Annotated in this window: 14 protein-coding genes; 10 read left to right on the top strand and 4 right to left on the bottom strand. The window is 56.4% G+C overall.

Annotated elements, in window-relative coordinates; translation table 11 throughout:
• The first annotated feature begins 25 nt into the window (after positions 1 to 25).
• The 5 genes from ACQ4N8_RS13890 (at position 26) to ACQ4N8_RS13870 (ending at position 5,464) form a co-directional block, all read left to right on the top strand.
• On the top strand, positions 26 to 910 hold the full coding sequence (locus ACQ4N8_RS13890; protein WP_430704970.1) for a carbohydrate ABC transporter permease: 885 nt from the start codon (positions 26 to 28) through the stop codon (positions 908 to 910).
• A gap of 6 nt (positions 911 to 916) precedes the next feature.
• Positions 917 to 1,723, top strand: a complete 807-nt coding sequence (locus ACQ4N8_RS13885) for a carbohydrate ABC transporter permease (RefSeq protein ID WP_430704969.1) — start codon at positions 917 to 919, stop codon at positions 1,721 to 1,723.
• Complete coding sequence (locus tag ACQ4N8_RS13880) at positions 1,720 to 2,751, top strand: acyltransferase family protein (RefSeq protein ID WP_430704968.1); 1,032 nt, start codon at positions 1,720 to 1,722, stop codon at positions 2,749 to 2,751. The genes ACQ4N8_RS13885 and ACQ4N8_RS13880 overlap by 4 nt, the downstream gene beginning before the upstream one ends.
• A 73-nt stretch (positions 2,752 to 2,824) precedes the next feature.
• Positions 2,825 to 4,585 carry a glycoside hydrolase family 2 protein gene (locus ACQ4N8_RS13875; protein ID WP_430704967.1) on the top strand — a complete coding sequence of 587 codons (1,761 nt, stop codon included), beginning with the start codon at positions 2,825 to 2,827 and terminating at the stop codon, positions 4,583 to 4,585.
• Positions 4,586 to 4,603: 18 nt separating this feature from the next.
• Positions 4,604 to 5,464 (top strand): MBL fold metallo-hydrolase, encoded by an 861-nt coding sequence (locus ACQ4N8_RS13870; RefSeq protein ID WP_430704966.1) that lies wholly within the window; start codon positions 4,604 to 4,606, stop codon positions 5,462 to 5,464.
• Positions 5,465 to 5,486: 22 nt separating this feature from the next.
• Here ACQ4N8_RS13870 and ACQ4N8_RS13865 read toward each other — a convergent pair whose 3' ends face one another.
• Positions 5,487 to 6,455: a helix-turn-helix transcriptional regulator gene (locus tag ACQ4N8_RS13865; RefSeq protein WP_430704965.1), complete on the bottom strand. Its 969-nt coding sequence runs from the start codon at positions 6,453 to 6,455 to the stop codon at positions 5,487 to 5,489.
• A 142-nt stretch (positions 6,456 to 6,597) separates the two neighbouring features.
• Between ACQ4N8_RS13865 and ACQ4N8_RS13860 the strand changes: the two genes are divergently transcribed.
• Positions 6,598 to 7,476: an SDR family oxidoreductase gene (locus tag ACQ4N8_RS13860; RefSeq protein ID WP_430704964.1), complete on the top strand. Its 879-nt coding sequence runs from the start codon at positions 6,598 to 6,600 to the stop codon at positions 7,474 to 7,476.
• Between the two features lie 213 nt (positions 7,477 to 7,689).
• Here the strand turns inward: ACQ4N8_RS13860 and ACQ4N8_RS13855 are convergent, their stop codons facing one another.
• Entirely contained in the window at positions 7,690 to 8,136 is a 447-nt protein-coding gene (locus ACQ4N8_RS13855) for a DUF2500 domain-containing protein (protein ID WP_430704963.1), read from the bottom strand.
• Positions 8,137 to 8,585: 449 nt separating this feature from the next.
• On the opposite strand from ACQ4N8_RS13855, the gene hflX reads away from it, so the two are divergent.
• A complete protein-coding gene (gene hflX, locus ACQ4N8_RS13850) occupies positions 8,586 to 9,881 on the top strand; it encodes a GTPase HflX (protein ID WP_430705029.1) in 1,296 nt (431 codons plus the stop codon).
• Positions 9,882 to 9,965: 84 nt separating this feature from the next.
• Positions 9,966 to 10,436, top strand: a complete 471-nt coding sequence (locus ACQ4N8_RS13845) for a GNAT family N-acetyltransferase (protein ID WP_430704962.1) — start codon at positions 9,966 to 9,968, stop codon at positions 10,434 to 10,436.
• A 154-nt stretch (positions 10,437 to 10,590) separates the two neighbouring features.
• On the opposite strand, the gene ACQ4N8_RS13840 is transcribed toward ACQ4N8_RS13845, so the two are convergent.
• Both ACQ4N8_RS13840 and ACQ4N8_RS13835 read right to left on the bottom strand, forming a co-directional pair.
• The gene (locus ACQ4N8_RS13840) at positions 10,591 to 12,192 is read right to left on the bottom strand and encodes a sensor histidine kinase (protein WP_430704961.1); all 1,602 of its coding nucleotides are present in this window, start codon (positions 12,190 to 12,192) and stop codon (positions 10,591 to 10,593) included.
• Positions 12,189 to 12,875 (bottom strand): response regulator transcription factor, encoded by a 687-nt coding sequence (locus ACQ4N8_RS13835; protein WP_430704960.1) that lies wholly within the window; start codon positions 12,873 to 12,875, stop codon positions 12,189 to 12,191. The genes ACQ4N8_RS13840 and ACQ4N8_RS13835 overlap by 4 nt, the downstream gene beginning before the upstream one ends.
• Positions 12,876 to 13,132: 257 nt before the next feature.
• Between ACQ4N8_RS13835 and ACQ4N8_RS13830 the strand changes: the two genes are divergently transcribed.
• Both ACQ4N8_RS13830 and ACQ4N8_RS13825 read left to right on the top strand, forming a co-directional pair.
• Positions 13,133 to 14,065, top strand: a complete 933-nt coding sequence (locus ACQ4N8_RS13830) for a manganese-dependent inorganic pyrophosphatase (RefSeq protein WP_430704959.1) — start codon at positions 13,133 to 13,135, stop codon at positions 14,063 to 14,065.
• Positions 14,066 to 14,342: 277 nt separating this feature from the next.
• On the top strand, positions 14,343 to 15,797 hold the full coding sequence (locus ACQ4N8_RS13825; RefSeq protein ID WP_430704958.1) for a SulP family inorganic anion transporter: 1,455 nt from the start codon (positions 14,343 to 14,345) through the stop codon (positions 15,795 to 15,797).
• The last annotated feature ends 153 nt before the right edge of the window (positions 15,798 to 15,950 follow it).

Below are 15,950 nucleotides of genomic sequence, written 5' to 3'. Positions count from 1 at the left end.
CGGTCTTATGGGGAGGCATGAAGCGATGAAGATGAACAAACTGAGAGCAGACGTGCAGGCATTCCTGTTCCTGCTCCCCTTCTTGATCGTTTATTTCCTGTTTACGATCTGGCCGATGATCAAGGGCGTGGAGATGAGCTTCTATAAATGGACGCTCATCAAGAAAATGAAATATCTCGGCTTCGGCAATTACGAGCGCATGTTTCAAGACCATGACTTTTGGGCGTCCATTTGGCACTCGACGATTTTCGTGCTGATCACGACGCCCGCGATGATCATCCTCGCCATTATTTTAGCGCTGATCGCTAACCGCAATTCCCGTCTGCAGCGCTTTTACCGCAGCGTATTTTTTATCCCCAGCATCCTTTCCGTGGCGGTCGCCTCGTTCTTGGGCTTGTTTATTTTCCAGCCCTATACGGGACTGGTCAATTCGCTGCTCCATTGGATGCAGATGCTTCCGGAAGGGTCGGAAATTTTCTGGCTGTCGGAAACGAATCTCGCCTGGATCGCCATTTCGCTGTTGACATTGTGGTGGACGGTCGGGTTTAACTTCATTTTGTATTTGTCGGCGATGCAGGACGTGCCGGATGAAGTATATGAGGCGGCGAGGCTGGACGGGGCGACCGATTCCCAGGTGTTTTGGCGAATCACCCTGCCTTTGCTGAGCCCGATTACCAAAACGATTACCATGCTGCAAATCATCGCTTCCTTTAAAGTGTTCATGCAGATTTACGTCATGACCGGCGGCGGCCCCCTGGACCAAACGCGCCCCGTCATTCAATTGATTTGGCAAACGGGCTTCCGCAAAAACGACCTCGGTTACGCAGCGGCCATGTCCTATATGCTGTTCGTTATTTTGCTGGTATTGTCCGGTCTGCAGTATTGGATGAATAACCGGAAGGAGGCGTGATCGGGCATGAAATGGTTTTATCGGATTTTCTCACTGTTGATGGCGCTGCTGTTCGTTTTCCCGCTCATTTGGATGCTGGTCGTTTCGGTCAAAAAGGAAGGCATGAAAATCACCTCCGTCGTCGACTGGTTCACGCCGCCTTATTCGCTGGCGGTCTACGACGAAATCATTACCGGGACCAAGTTGATGAGCTGGTCGTGGAACAGCTTCTTCATCGCTGCCTGCGTAACCGTTTTGACGCTGATCATCGCGGCGATGTCCGGTTTCGCCATGTCCAAGATTCCCTTCCGGTACCGGACGTTCATGTTCTTCTTCATTTTGGCGGGCCTGCTGATTCCGGGCGAAGCGATCTTGATCCCTTTGTATCAGGTCGCCAAGGATATGGGGATTTTGAATTCCTATATGGGCCTCATCCTTCCGGCTCTGGCTTCGCCGTTTGCCATTATCGTGCTGAAAAGCTTTTTCGACGGCATCCCGAACGATCTGCTGGAAAGCGTACAGATGGATGGCGGCGGAGTCTTGCGGATTTTCGCGAATATCATGCTTCCGTTGACCCGCCCGGCTTTGGTTTCGATCGCGATCCTGACGTTTATCGGCTCGTGGAATAACTTTCTGTGGCCGTTCCTGTCCGTCACCGACGACAATCTGTTTACGCTGCCGATGGGGATTCCGACCTTGATGAACCAATACACGGAAGATTACGTCAAGCCGATGGTCATCAATACGGTATCGTCCCTCCCGATCATGGTGCTGTTCCTGATTTTTGAACGGCAGATCATTAAAGGCGTCAGTCTTTCGGGGATCAAGGGATGAGCGGAGAGATCAAGACGGTTCGCCAGCGGGAAAGGGCAATCGATTTATTCAAAGGCTTGCTGGTGCTTGGGATGGTCTATTGCCATGCGCTGCAGTTTTTCAGCGACCCGCTGGTGTTTCCGGAAGGGCAGAAATTCATTGAGGGCATGAACCTGATTACGTTTTCCGGCTTCGTTTTCAGTTTCGGTTATGTCTGTCAGCTTGCGTACTACAGCAAATCGTTTCAGCAAGCCTGGCGGCGGATGCTGACGGCCGGCGTGAAAACGTTGTTTGCCTTTTATATCTCGGGTGCGGCCTTCCGTTTGCTGATCGACAAACGTCCGCTGGAATGGGCGACGATCCGGCCGATCCTGCTGCTGGACGACATGCCGGGATGGTCGGAGTTTTTAGCCTCGTTTACTTATTTGATCTTGCTGGGACTCTTGTTGTTTATGCCTCTGAAACGGGTGACGGAAAAGAAGTGGACCGGCTTTGCGCTGGCCGGCATGTTGCTCCTGACGACGTTGATCCCTTACGGTAACATCCATGCGCCGCAGCTTGCTCCCTTGTTGGGAACCCGGGATTTCGCTTCGTTCCCGGTACTGCCGTATTTCCCGTATTATCTGCTGGGCATGCTGTTTGCCCGCCACCGGATCGTTTGGGACTGGAAGGTGCTGTCGGGAGCGGCGGCCCTGTCGGGAGCGTTTGCCTGGAAATGGCTGTTGGCGGCGGATGCGGCCTGGCCCGAGCGGTTTCCACCGTCCATGTGGTGGATCCTGGGGCCGGCGTTGCCGCTGTACGGCTACTATCTGTTATCCCGCGGGATGCAAAGATACCCGTTGCCGTTCGCCCCGCTGGAGGCGATGGGGCGGAATGTCCTTTGGTTCCTGGTGATGAGCAATGTGCTGATCTTTGCCCTGGAATCGGCCCAGCCGCAGTTGATCCTGAGCCTGCCCGATGCGTTGTGGGTGGAACTGGCTTTGCTGGGGACCGTCGGCTTCAGCATTTGGGCGATTTATAAACCAAGTACCAAGAAATTAAACGGATGAGGTTGCCGCCATCCGTACAATCATGAGTTCAACCTATATTTAGAAAGCATTTATTGTGAAGGAGCAGAGAAGAATGACGTACCAACTTATGCGCAGTGAATACCCCCGTCCCCAGTTTGTCCGCGACGCGTGGATGAGCCTGAACGGGGAATGGGATTTCGATTTTGACGATGCCGGGATCGGTGAACGGGATGCCTGGTATGAAGGTGAGGGGCATGACTTTAGCCGGAAAATCAACGTTCCTTTCTGTTACCAGAGCCGACTCAGCGGCATCGGCGACCCGGCCGTTCATGACCAAGTGTGGTACCGGAAGGCGTTTTGCGTACCGCAGCAATACAAAGCCGGACGGCTGCTGCTGCACTTCGGCGCCGTCGACTACGAAGCCAAGGTTTGGGTAAACGGGAAACTGGTGGTGACGCATGAAGGCGGACATACGCCGTTTTGTGCCGAGATTACGGACGTGCTCGCCGAAGGCGAGAATACGATCGTCGTGAAAGCGACCGACTATAGCCGCGACGTTTCCTTGCCGCGGGGCAAGCAGTATTGGGAGGACCAGTCGGCGGGAATTTTCTATACGCGGACGACCGGAATTTGGCAAAGCGTATGGCTTGAGCCGGTGCCGGAAACGCATATCGAACGGATCCGGTTGATTCCCGACATCGATAAGAACGATATCGGGCTGGAAGTATTCTTGTCGGGACATCGGCCGGCGGCAAAGGCCAGCATAAAAGCCGTCATCACCTTCGGCGGCGAATTCGTCGCCGAGGATTGCTTCTCCTTGAATCATGAGTCCGCCCGCCGCCGCATTCACCTGGACGACTTTAACGATCATGGGCTGGGACGCTGGTGGACGCCGGAGAAACCGAATTTGTACGACCTGGAATTGACGCTGCTGGTTGACGGCGTGGCCGTGGATAACGCCAAAAGTTACTTCGGCATGCGCAAAATTTCCATTGAAGCGGGCAAGCTGCTCTTGAACAACCGTTCCTATTATATGAAAATGGTGCTGGATCAGGGGTATTTTCCGGAAGGACTGCTCACCGCTCCGAGCGACGACGACTTGCGCAGGGATGTGGAGCTAACGAAAGAAATGGGCTTTAACGGGGCGCGGAAGCATCAGAAGATCGAAGATCCCCGCTATATGTATTGGGCCGACCGGCTTGGCTTGCTGGTCTGGGGGGAAATGGCGAATGCGTACCACTTCACCGAACCTTACGTGGCCCGGGTAACCCGCGAGTGGATCCAAGCCGTGGAGCGGGACTTCAACCACCCCTGCATCGTCGCTTGGGTGCCGCTCAACGAAAGCTGGGGCGTCACCAACATCATGGTTGACAAACAGCAGCAGCAGCACGCCCTTTCGCTGTACCACTTGACCAAATCCCTGGATCCGACGCGCCCGGTCATTTCCAATGACGGATGGGAGCTGGTCACCACCGACCTGGTCACCATCCATGACTATGAATGGCGCAGGGAGGTGCTTGCCGAACGGTATGCCGCTATAGATACGGCATTGTCCGCGCAGCCCGGCAACCGGATGATCCTGGTTCCCGGCTTCCCCTATGAGGGCCAGCCTATCTTGGTGACGGAATTCGGCGGGATCTCATACAAAGTGAACGAGTGGGAAGGATGGGGCTACTCGGGAGCCGTGAATGAAGAGGATTTTGCCCTGCGGCTGCAGAATGTAATCGTACCCATGCTGCAATCCCCGGTGGTTCAGGGTTTTTGCTATACCCAGTTTACGGACGTGGAGCAGGAAATCAACGGCCTGCTGACGTATGACCGCCAGCCGAAAATTCCGCTGGAAGCCATTCGTAAGATTGTAGCGGGAACCTAAAGAACAGAGGAGTTCGAAATGACGGAGCATAACAGAAAAGGCGCCGCCTTGATCGACGAAATCGGCCGTACGGAAGTTCCCTACGGCACATTGGCATTATGGTTTCTCGGCCAGGAGAGCGTCATCATCAAAGGAGACGGGATTACGGTTTACGTCGATCCGTACGTCTCGGGGGATTTGGACGATGGCGACTGGCGGCGGACGTATCCCGCGCCGATAACGCCGGAAGACATTCAAGGCGTCGATCTGTGCCTGATCACGCACGAGCATAACGATCATATGGATGCGAATACCTTGCCTTCGCTGCACCGGCAAAACCCGGAGGTGCCGATCGTGGCGCCGGTTTGCTGCAAACCGGCTTTGCGGGAGATGGGCATCGCGGAATCGCAAACGGTGGAGGCGGACGACCGCCGGCCGCTGGAGCTGTTCTCCAAGCTGCGCCTAACGACGATCCCCGCAGCCCATGAACAGCTCGAACGGGATGCGGACGGCAGCCCAAGGTACGTCGGTTACGTCCTGGAGCTGAACGGGGTCACGTTATACCATGCCGGAGATACGCTGGTGTATCCCGAATTGATCGAGCGGGTAAGCGCCCTGAAGCCGGACGTGGCCCTGCTGCCGATTAACGGACGGGATTATTTCCGGGCGCGGCGCGGCATCGTCGGCAACATGGATTACCGGGAGGCGGCCCACTTCGCCAGGGAGATCGGCGCGGACACCGTCGTCCCGCTGCATTATGACCTGTTTCGGGTTAACGCGGAGAAACCGGGTCACTTCGTGGATTATGTTTACGAGCATTTTCCCGAACAAAAATGCCATGTCATGGCCCGCGGCGAGCGTTTCGTCTATGTTTCGCCGCGCGCATTGCTGAAGCGCTAAACGACGAAAAGCGGGCCGGGTCCTAACCCGGCCCGCTTTCGTACAAGGACAAGATCGCCCGGGCTTCGGAGCCGACCCGTGCGCGCAGTTCCGGCGGCTCCAGCGCCTCGATGTCCCGGCCGCCGGCGAGGATCACGCCGCAAGCCCAATCCAGCGTTTGAAAATCGACGTCGGCCAATATCCAGCCCCGGTTGTCCGGCTCTTCCGTGTGGAGCACCTTGATGAATCGCTCCTGCCGCAGCCGGTTCAGCCGGGGTTCGGTCGTTTTGACCCGGGCCGGGTAACGGGGCAGCTCGGATTTGAAGCGGGCGGTCGACTGCTCCCAATACGCAGCCAGATCGAACCCGGCCGGCCGTTCGAAGGTCTCCTCCAGCAGGCGGGCTTCCTCCAGACGGGAGACGCGGAAGGTACGAAGTTCACCGTCCGGTTCCTGCTCGGCCGCCACGTACCAGACGTTCCGTTTGGCGACGAGCCCAAGCGGACGGATCGTCCGCTCTACCGTCCCGTCCTCTTTGCGGTAGCGGATGCGAAGCTTCCGCTGCCCCCATACGGCCTCCTGAACGATGGACAACCAGGGGAAGGCCTCCTTTGAGGCATGCCAACCGGCCCCGTCGATATGGATGCGCTCGCGGATCAGCTCGGCGTCCTGGCGGATCGGCGCGGGAGTCACGGCCAGCAGCTTTTGATAAGCAGCCTGGAAATGCCCCTGGATCCCGAGATCCCCCAGCAGATCGCTGTGGCTGGTCAGCAGCAGGGAGACGATTTCCTCCGGGCGCATGCCGGTCAGGTTTGTCCGGTAGCTGTCCGCCAGCACCCACCCGCCCCGGGAGCCGCGCTCCGCGTAAACCGGGATGCCCGCCGTGCTTAACGCCTCGACATCCCTCGCGATCGTCCGCTCCGATACCTCCAGCCGCTGGGCTAGCTGACGCGAACTCATTTTCCCCTGGTTCTGCAATAGCAGCAAAATAGACAGCAAACGGTCCGCACGCAATCGAAACTCCTCCTTGGATGGTCGTTGATTCTATTCTTCCCTGATTGTATCACGGATATAAGACAATAGATGTCATATATGGTTTGTTAAGCTGCTAGTGCAGGAAGAATAATCGGGAGACAGAAAGGATGGATGAGGAAAAATGAACACCTTGCAGGGAAAAGTGGCCGTCGTGGCCGGCGCCACGCGCGGGGCGGGCCGGGGTATCGCCGTTATGCTGGGAGCGGCGGGGGCAACCGTCTATTGCACCGGACGGAGCGTCCGGGGCGAGGTCTCGGACATCGGACGGACCGAGACGATCGACGAAACGGCCGAGCTGGTGACCGCCCGCGGCGGGATCGGCATCGCCGTACGTACGGACCATACCTCGCCGGAGCAGGTGCGGGCTTTGTTCGAGCGAGTGAAGGCGGAACAAGACGGCCGGTTGGATCTGCTCGTCAACGATATTTGGGGCGGGGAGAAGCTCACCCACTGGAATACGCCGTTCTGGGAACAGCCGCTTGCCGATGGGCTGCTGATGCAGGAACGCGCCGTGAAGGCCCACCTGATTACCAGCTATTACGGGGTTCCGTTAATGGTAAAGCGCGGAGAAGGGCTGGTTATCGAAATCACCGACGGCTCGACTTACAACTACCGTGGCAACCTCTATTACAGTCTGGCGAAAATATCGCCGATCCACTTAGCCGCGGCCATGGCGGAGGAGCTTAAGCCTCACAACGTGACGGCATTGGCCGTAACCCCCGGTTTTTTGCGCTCCGAGCAGATGCTGGAGTATTTCGGCGTCCAGGAATCCAACTGGCGGGACGCCGTGCAGCAGGAGCCGCATTACGCCGAATCGGAGACGCCGTATTTCGTCGGGCAGGCAATAGCTGCCTTGGCCGCCGACCCGAACGTCCGCGAAAAAGCCGGTCAAGCGTTGACCAGCTGGGATTTGTCCGATGAATATGGGTTCGAGGACGTCGACGGACGTAAACCGCACTGGGGTAATTACGCGCGGGGGCAGGGGCTGGCGGTCAACTGAGGCCTTACCTCAAACCTAACAAGGTACTCTATGTGCTTAGAAAACTTGCTCATATTGCACGAACCGAACGCCGTATTTTGGCGTACAGATACGAATAACTGCAAAAGTGTAGGAATTTCGGATACGGTGAACGCAAGCAGACCGCGATGCGCCCCGAAACTTAGAACCGGCCGCCTCCTTTCCGGAAGGCGGCCGGTTTTACGTATCAACGGGTCAAAAGGACCCGCCGCTCCCGCTCTGGCGCCCTGCCATATCGCGCTCGAACGCCACGATCCAATCGCCCTGGACGGCGGCGTACCCGACATCGCCTTCGGCGACGAGGCCGTACAGATTTTTGACGTCCAGATACTCCTTGCGTTCCCCGTTATCGAACTCCAACGTGATGTAATAGTACGTCCGGGAGGATGAAGAGTGAGTGATGTTGTCTCCATGATGGCTGGAGCTGTGGTGTACATCCATTCGTTTGGAGATGATGCGCGCATACTGCGTGGCGCGCGGAGAGCGGGCATTTTTTGCGTATCGTACGCCGTTCGAAATGATGAGGACGATAAAGATCACTACCATAATAACCATGATAACGGGAACGATCGTAAACATGATGTCGCCCCCGCCGCTCCCAAACCCGCCCCCGCCAAACGGGGAAGGACTGAAATTACCCATGCTTTGGCCTCCTTTATTCTGCTTAACGCGTTCATTGCCGGTTAGGTCTGTCGATGTTCTTTTCTTTTTTACGCAAATGAGGAAAATATGTTTCAGCATACCATGGAACCGGGCCGGATTGTGAACGAATACGAATTGTGTTAAACTGGAATTATTATGATATGAACGGAGGGTTCCCAGTGTTGTACATTAAATTCCGTTTTACCACTTTGCGCGGCTAATTGAATACTGCCAAAGGCTCTGCACCTGTGCAGGGCAAACGGGATAGGTGTGCTATGATAAAGGGAACCGCTTGGAACTTTAGAATAGAATATGCCTTTTGGCTGACGCCGCGGACGGCGAGCTTTATTTGTCTGCAGCGGCGTTAAGCTGGAATTGGAGCCGTTTGCGTAAACACAGGTGTGGTGCCTGTGTTTTTATTTTTTTCTCAAGGGAGGAACCGCTATATGATGGAACAAGATCAATTGGAGCAAAAGGCCGTTCTCGTCGGCGTGAATTTGAATCATCAGGAAGATTTCGATTATTCCATGGAAGAACTGGCGAATTTGACGGAGGCCTGCGACATTGAAGTCGTGGGCACGCTGACGCAAAATTTGCCGAAAGTAAACAACTCGCATTATATCGGCACGGGAAAAATCACCGAGGTGCTTGCCCTGCTGGAAGCGCACGGAGGCAATCTGGTCATCTTCAACGACGAATTGTCCCCTTCGCAAATTCGTAACCTGGAGGCTGATTTGCAATGCAAGGTGATCGATCGCACCTTGCTCATCCTCGATATTTTCGCGCAGCGGGCCAAAACCCGGGAAGCGCAGCTTCAGGTCGAGGTAGCGCGGCTGAAGTACACGCTGCCGCGCCTGGTCGGGCTGCGGGAATCGCTTGGCCGGCAAAGCGGCGGCGTCGGCACGAAAAACCGCGGGACGGGCGAAACGAAGCTGGAGCTCGACCGCCGGCGGATCGAGGAGAAGATTACGGCGCTCAGCAAAGAATTGGAGACGCTCGTCGCCCATCGCCAAACCCAACGCAAGCAGCGCAAGAAAAACGACGTGCCCGTCGTCTCGCTGGTAGGCTACACCAACGCCGGCAAATCGACGATCATGAACGCCATGCTGGAGCTGCATAGTCCGGGCCAGGAGAAACAAGTGCTGGAAAAGGATATGCTGTTCGCTACGCTGGAAACGTCCGTCCGCAGCATACCGCTGCCGGATAACAAAGCTTTTTTGCTGACCGATACGGTCGGTTTCGTTAGCAAGCTCCCGCATCACTTGATCAAGGCGTTTCGCTCGACGCTGGAAGAGGTGGCCGAAGCCGACCTGCTGATTCATGTCGTCGATTATTCCAACCCGGAATACGGGCGGATGATTGAGATCACGAACCAGACGCTGAAGGAAATCGGCATTTCCGGCATTTCGGTCATTTATGCCTACAACAAGTCCGATCTGACGGACCAGGCCATTCCGGACGTGCAGGGGGATATCGTCTATCTGGCCGCCAAACCCCGTATCGGCCTCGCCGAGCTGGTATCCGAAATCCGCGGTCGCATTTTCAAGGATTATGTGTCGTGCACGATGTTGATCCCCTATGATCAGGGAGCGTTGGTGTCCTACTTTAACGAGCATGCCAACATTACGGAAACGAGCTATGAAGCGGAGGGCACGAAGCTGGTCCTGGAATGCAAGCAAAGCGATTACGGAAAATACAAGGAATACGTGATCGAAGCGGAGGATCAGGCGCAGGCCGTCGAATAGGTAAAAATGGGTTGTCGGTGGACGGAGGAAGACGTATAATAGCCCTCAAAACCACGTCTTTTCCAAAAAAGGAGACTTTGGCATATGTCCGATATGTTGGTAAAGTTATACGATCTGCCTCCGTTCGAACCGGTGGAGCAGTATGAAGCGCGTACGGGCGTCACGATCCGCCGGGCGATCGCGCCGGAGAAGCATGTCGTCGCGAAATGGGTCGGCGAGCATTTCAGCCCGTTTTGGGTGAGCGAATGCGAAGTGGCTTTCGCCCGGGCGCCGATTACCTGCATCATCGCCGTCGAGAACGGCAAGCTGCTAGGTTTTGCCTGTTACGATACGACGACGAAAGGCTTTTTCGGGCCGACCGGGGTGGACGAACAGGAGCGCGGCCGGGGCATCGGCAAGATGCTGCTGCTTTATACGCTTTATCTGATGCGGATGGACGGCTACGGCTATGCGGCGATCGGCGGGGCGGGGCCGAAGGATTTCTACGCCAAGGCGGCCGGGGCGGTCGTCATCGAGGGCTCGGAGCCAGGTATATACAAAGGGATGCTGCGTTAACGCAAGCATCCCTTTTTTTGCCATTGAAGACGAAGAGGTAGGCCGCAATCTTAACGGACGCCAGGGACGTTATTTGCCTCAACATGACGTCCTCCCAAATGTAAATGTGCGTATCCGGTTCGCCGTCCGCGTGCGCGATACTGGAAGTCCCGACCTACAACGCCGGCAGCGTGACCCTAAAGGACGCCCCTTTGCCCGGCGTGCTGCTGGCGAGGATCGTGCCGCCATGGGCCTCGACGATCGACTTGGTGATTGCCAGTCCCAGCCCGGCGCCGCCCTGCTTGCGCGTACGGGAAGCATCGCTGCGGTAAAAGCGCTCGAATACATGCGGCAGATGCTCCGGGGCGATGCCCTGACCGTTGTCCCGAACCTCGAGTTCAGCCTGCCCGGTATGGGCGGACAAGCACACTGCGATTTGTCCCAGCCGGGGATCGGTGTGCTGCACGGCATTGTGGAACAGGTTCAGCACGACCTGCTTGATTTTGTCGCAGTCGCACATCGCATAAAGTTCCGTATGCAACTCGAACCGTACGTCCCGCTCCCCGGCCAGGATGCGCAGGTGCGGCTCCATTTCCGATATCAACTCGTCCAGCCGCACCTGCGACCGCTGCACGACCGGCGTGCGATCGAGTTTGGCTAGCGTCAGCAAATCCTCGACCAGCTTCTTCATCCGCTTCGACTCGCCCAGCATGCTGTTCAGCGCGGTGTTCAGCTGCTCCGGCCGATCGGCCGCGCCGCGCAGCAGCACTTCCAGAAAGCCGTGGATCGAAGTAAGCGGCGTGCGCAGCTCATGGGAGGCATCGGCGACGAACCGGCGCATCTGCTCCTTGGCTTCCCGTTCCGCTTCAAACGACTCTTCCAACCGCCCCATCATCCCGTTGAAGGAAACCCCCAGCCGGTCGATTTCCGATTGGCCCGAATCAGCCGGGAACCGGTTGCCGAGATTGCCGGCATTCGTATCCTCCACGGTTTTGACCATTTGGTTCAACGGAGTCAACGTCCGGCGCAAGATCGGCATGTACAAGGCCAGGCCGCCGGCTAAAGCCAGGAGGGACAAGGCCACGAACGTGAGCAGTTGCCGCATCACGACCTCGCGCAGCGGTGCGGTGTAGGTGCCCATCTGCAAGAGAAGGGAACGTTCGCCCATCTCGCCGGGCAGGCCCACGGAACGGAAAACGACCAGTTGCTGGTTGCCGTCCGCGTCCTCGATGACGCGGTAGCCCTCGAGACCCTTGCGCCCGTCCTTTCCGGTCAATAGAGAGGCATATTCCTTCTCCGACAGACGCGGGGCAGCCACACCGGAATCGGAGGTTAAATCGATAAACCCGCTTTCGCCGTTGACGATTGCCAGCGAAGCGTCAGGCAGGAACAACATCGGCTGGCGCTCGCCGTTCACGTTCCTGTTCCCGCCTCCGCTGCCGTTCCCGCCCGCTCCGGCGGCCTCCGGCGGCGGATTCATCATGTCCCACCGCTCGGCCAACTGACCTGCCCGGGCGAACATGTCCCTGAGCGGTCCGCGCATTTGGGAGATCATCGTCTCGGCCTGATTCTTATACAAAAAATCCTTCATAATAACGTATTGAAACGCGCCGATCAGGATCAGGAGCGCAGCCAGCATGAACAGGGAGCGAGCCAACAGTTGAAAACGAAGGGAGCTTGGGGCAAGCAGGTTCCGCAAACGCTGCATCGTATTGACTCGGATAGCCGTTAGCTGCTCCTTCCCCAGCCGGCGATTGCCGGCAAAAGGGCGCTTCATGGCAGATCGACGCGGTACCCCGCGCCCCGCAGCGTACGGATCAACCGATGCTCCCGGTCATTCAGTTTTTCGCGCAAGGAGCGGATATAGACCTCCACGATATTTTCCTCGCCGCCGAAATCATAACCCCATACTTTGTCCAATATCGTCGTTTTACTGAGCACGATCCCGTGGTTCAGGATCATATATTTAAGCAGCTCGTATTCGGTAGGAGATAGCTCGAGCGCTTGGTTCAGATAGGAGATTTCCTTCCTGCGGTCGTCCAGCCGGAACGGGCCGATCGACACTTCGCCGAACAAAGCGGGAAATTGGTTGCGCAGCCGCGCGCCGATCCGGGCGAGCAGTTCCTCGAAGCTGAACGGCTTGACGACGTAATCGTCCGCCCCGATCGTCAAACCTTTGACCCGGTCGTCGACTTCATCCTTGGCCGTCAACATGATGATCGCGACGTTCTCCCCGTTTTTCCGCAGCAGCCGGCATACTTCCCAACCGTCCATTCCCGGCATCATCACGTCCAGCACGATGACATGCGGCTGAAAATCGGCCGCTATGCTTACCGCCGTCATTCCGTCGCCGGCCGTTCGGACGTCAAACCCCTCGTTCAGCAGCCCCAGCTCCAGAAATTGCACGATATGCGGCTCGTCGTCCACCAACAAAATTTTTGCTCCTTTTATTTGCTTCATCGATATTGCCCCCTTGCGGATCTTACCGTTGATGTCTGTCATGGATAGCCCTATTATGAAGGGTCACGCTGAGCGTTTGCTGAATACCGCCTGAAGGCGTACTGAAACTGCAGCGCCTTACGGCTTTCTTTTCCTGATGGTAACCGCTTTGTCCGGGGAAGTAAACCGATGATTTTCGCCGGTTGCCGCTCTTGATTGCCCATCTGTTTATAGGCTATACTTTTGTCATTAAGTATTGTTAAAAGGGGAGTAATGAGATGGAAAAAGTATTAATTTTCGGACATAAAAATCCCGACACGGATACGATCTGCTCGGCGATCGCATACGCGGACCTGAAGTCCAAGCTAGGCTGGAGCGTAGAGGCCGTGCGGCTTGGCGAAGTAAACGGGGAAACGGCGTTTGCCCTGGAGCGGTTTGGCTTCGAAGCGCCCCGGTTGGTGGAAGCGGTAGCCGCGGAAGCGAAAGAGGTCATTCTGGTCGACCATAACGAACGCCAGCAAAGCGCGCCCGATATCGAGCAGGTGCGGGTCGTCGAGGTCATCGACCATCACCGGATCGCCAACTTCGAAACGAGCGGACCTCTGTACTACCGCGCGGAGCCGGTGGGCTGCACCGCCACGATTTTGAACAAACTGTACAAGGAAAACGGCATCGCCGTACCGTCTGACATCGCCGGCCTGATGCTTTCCGCAATCATTTCCGATTCGCTGCTGTATAAATCGCCGACCTGCACGGAGCAAGACGTTGCCGCTGCGCGCGAACTGGCCGGCATCGCCGGAGTCAACGCCGACGAATACGGGCTGGACATGCTGAAAGCGGGCGCGGATCTCAGTGACAAGACGATCGGACAGTTGATTTCGCTCGATGCCAAAGAATTCGATATGGGCGGATCCAAGGTGGAAATCGCCCAAGTCAACGCCGTGGACGTGAACGACGTATTGTCCCGTCAGGGCGAAATCGAGGCGGCCCTGAACGGCATCATCGCCAGCAAAGGCCTGGATCTCTTCCTGTTCGTCGTAACCGACATCCTGAACAACGATTCGGTCGGTTTGGCGCTGGGTAAAGCGGCTGACGCGGTGGAGCAGGCTTACAGCGTGAAGCTCGCCGACAACAAGGCGGTGCTGAAAGGCGTCGTTTCCCGCAAATCGCAGATCGTGCCGGTCTTGACGGACATTTTCAACAAACGCTAATCGATGGAAAGAATAAATGAAAGAGCCTTGTCATTGCTGCGTCGTGCCGCTTTCCGGCAGGGCTCTTTTTTTTTCTTTTGGCTTATCGGCAGGAAGCGGATTAAATTTAAAGTATTCCTGGGCAATGGAGAAGCATTTGCGAGTATACCTGACGGTTAAGCGCTTTTATGCAGGGATTTGCATTTGAAGCGGGCTGCGGAACTTTTATATAATCGAGACCGTGAGCGTTGCATCGGACCCTAAAGCTATCCCTAAATTCGACGAGGAGGTTGCTAGCTTGTTTCAAAAACTTCATATAAAACAGACATGGTTTTCTAATACCCGGAACGATGTGTTGTCCGGTTTGACGGTTGCTTTTGCCTTAATTCCCGAAGCGATCGCGTTTTCGATCCTGGCCGGAGTCAGCCCGATGGTCGGCCTGTACGCCTCATTTTCGATTGCCGTGGTCATCGCCTTTGCCGGCGGCCGGCCGGGCATGATCTCTGCGGCTACCGGCGCTATGGCGCTGCTGATGGGCGGACTCGTCCGCGACCATGGCCTCGAATACTTATTTGCGGCCACCATTTTGGCCGGGATTCTGCAAATCGTCATGGGGTATCTCAAACTGGGGAGATTTATCAGCTTTTTGCCGCACTCGGTGATGACCGGGTTCGTGAACGCGCTGGCGATCCTGATCTTTTTGGCCCAGTTGACGCATTTCTCCGGCCAAGGCTGGTTAATGTACGCGCTGGTGGCGTTAACGCTGGCGATCATTTATCTGTTCCCTCGCTTGACGAAAGCCGTTCCGTCGGCTTTGGTGGCGATCATCGTCGTCTCTGTGCTCACGATTTCGCTGAATCTCGATGTAAGAACGGTCGGCGATATGGGAGCGATGACGTCGGCGCTGCCGGCGTTCCACCTGCCGGATGTAGCGGTTTCCTGGGAAATGCTGAAGGTCATTTTCCCGGTATCCTTATCGCTGGCGTTCGTCGGTTTGCTGGAATCACTGATGACTGCCACGCTGATCGATGATATCACGGATACGTCCAGCAACAAGAACCGCGAAATGAAAGGCCAGGGCTTGGCCAATATCGTCGCCGGGTTCTTCGGCGGGATGGCGGGCTGCGCCATGATCGGCCAATCGATGATCAACATGAAGTCCGGCGGCCGAACCCGGCTGTCGACGCTCGTGTCCGGTGTGGGGCTGCTGTTCCTCGTCATCGTGCTGGGCGACGTGGTCAAACAGATCCCGATGGCGGCGCTCGTCGGCGTCATGTTCATGGTGTCCATCGGAACCTTCGATTGGAGCTCATTAACCTCGCTGCGCAAAATCCCAGTATCGGATGCGCTGGTTATGGTGATCACGGTCGTCGCGGTAGTGGCGACGGACAATCTGTCCATCGGCGTCGGCATTGGCGTTTTGCTGAGCGCCCTTGCCTTCGCCTGGAAAATGACCGGAATTCGTGCAAGTTCCAGTCTTCGGCAAGGAGAGAACGTGTATACCGTCACCGGGCAGCTGTTTTTCGGGACGGTTACCCGTTTCCTTCAGGAATTCGATCCGGCCGGCGACCCGGAGCAGGTTACCGTTGATTTTTCGCATTCGCATGTTTGGGATCATTCGGCGGTGAACGCGATATCCAAGTTGATATTCAAGTACCGGCAGTACGGAAAGGAAATCACGATTACCGGATTAAACGAGGAAAGCACCCGGCTTGTCGAGCGGATCGGTTTATCCGTGCCGGCCGGGCATTAAAATGGCGGCAAATCGAATACCAATCCCATATGCGCCAAAAAAGGCTGTTCGAAAAGGTCGGGAAGACCTGAACTACACCCCGTCAAGTAGACAGTACAAAAAATGAAAAACCAATTAGGCGGCCTTTGTCCTGAATTCCATGGGACTGAGGCC

It is taken from the genome of Paenibacillus macerans (assembly GCF_050565405.1).
GTDB classification, from domain to species: Bacteria; Bacillota; Bacilli; order Paenibacillales; family Paenibacillaceae; genus Fontibacillus; species Fontibacillus macerans_B.
This window is presented reverse-complemented; position numbering and strand designations above follow the sequence as displayed.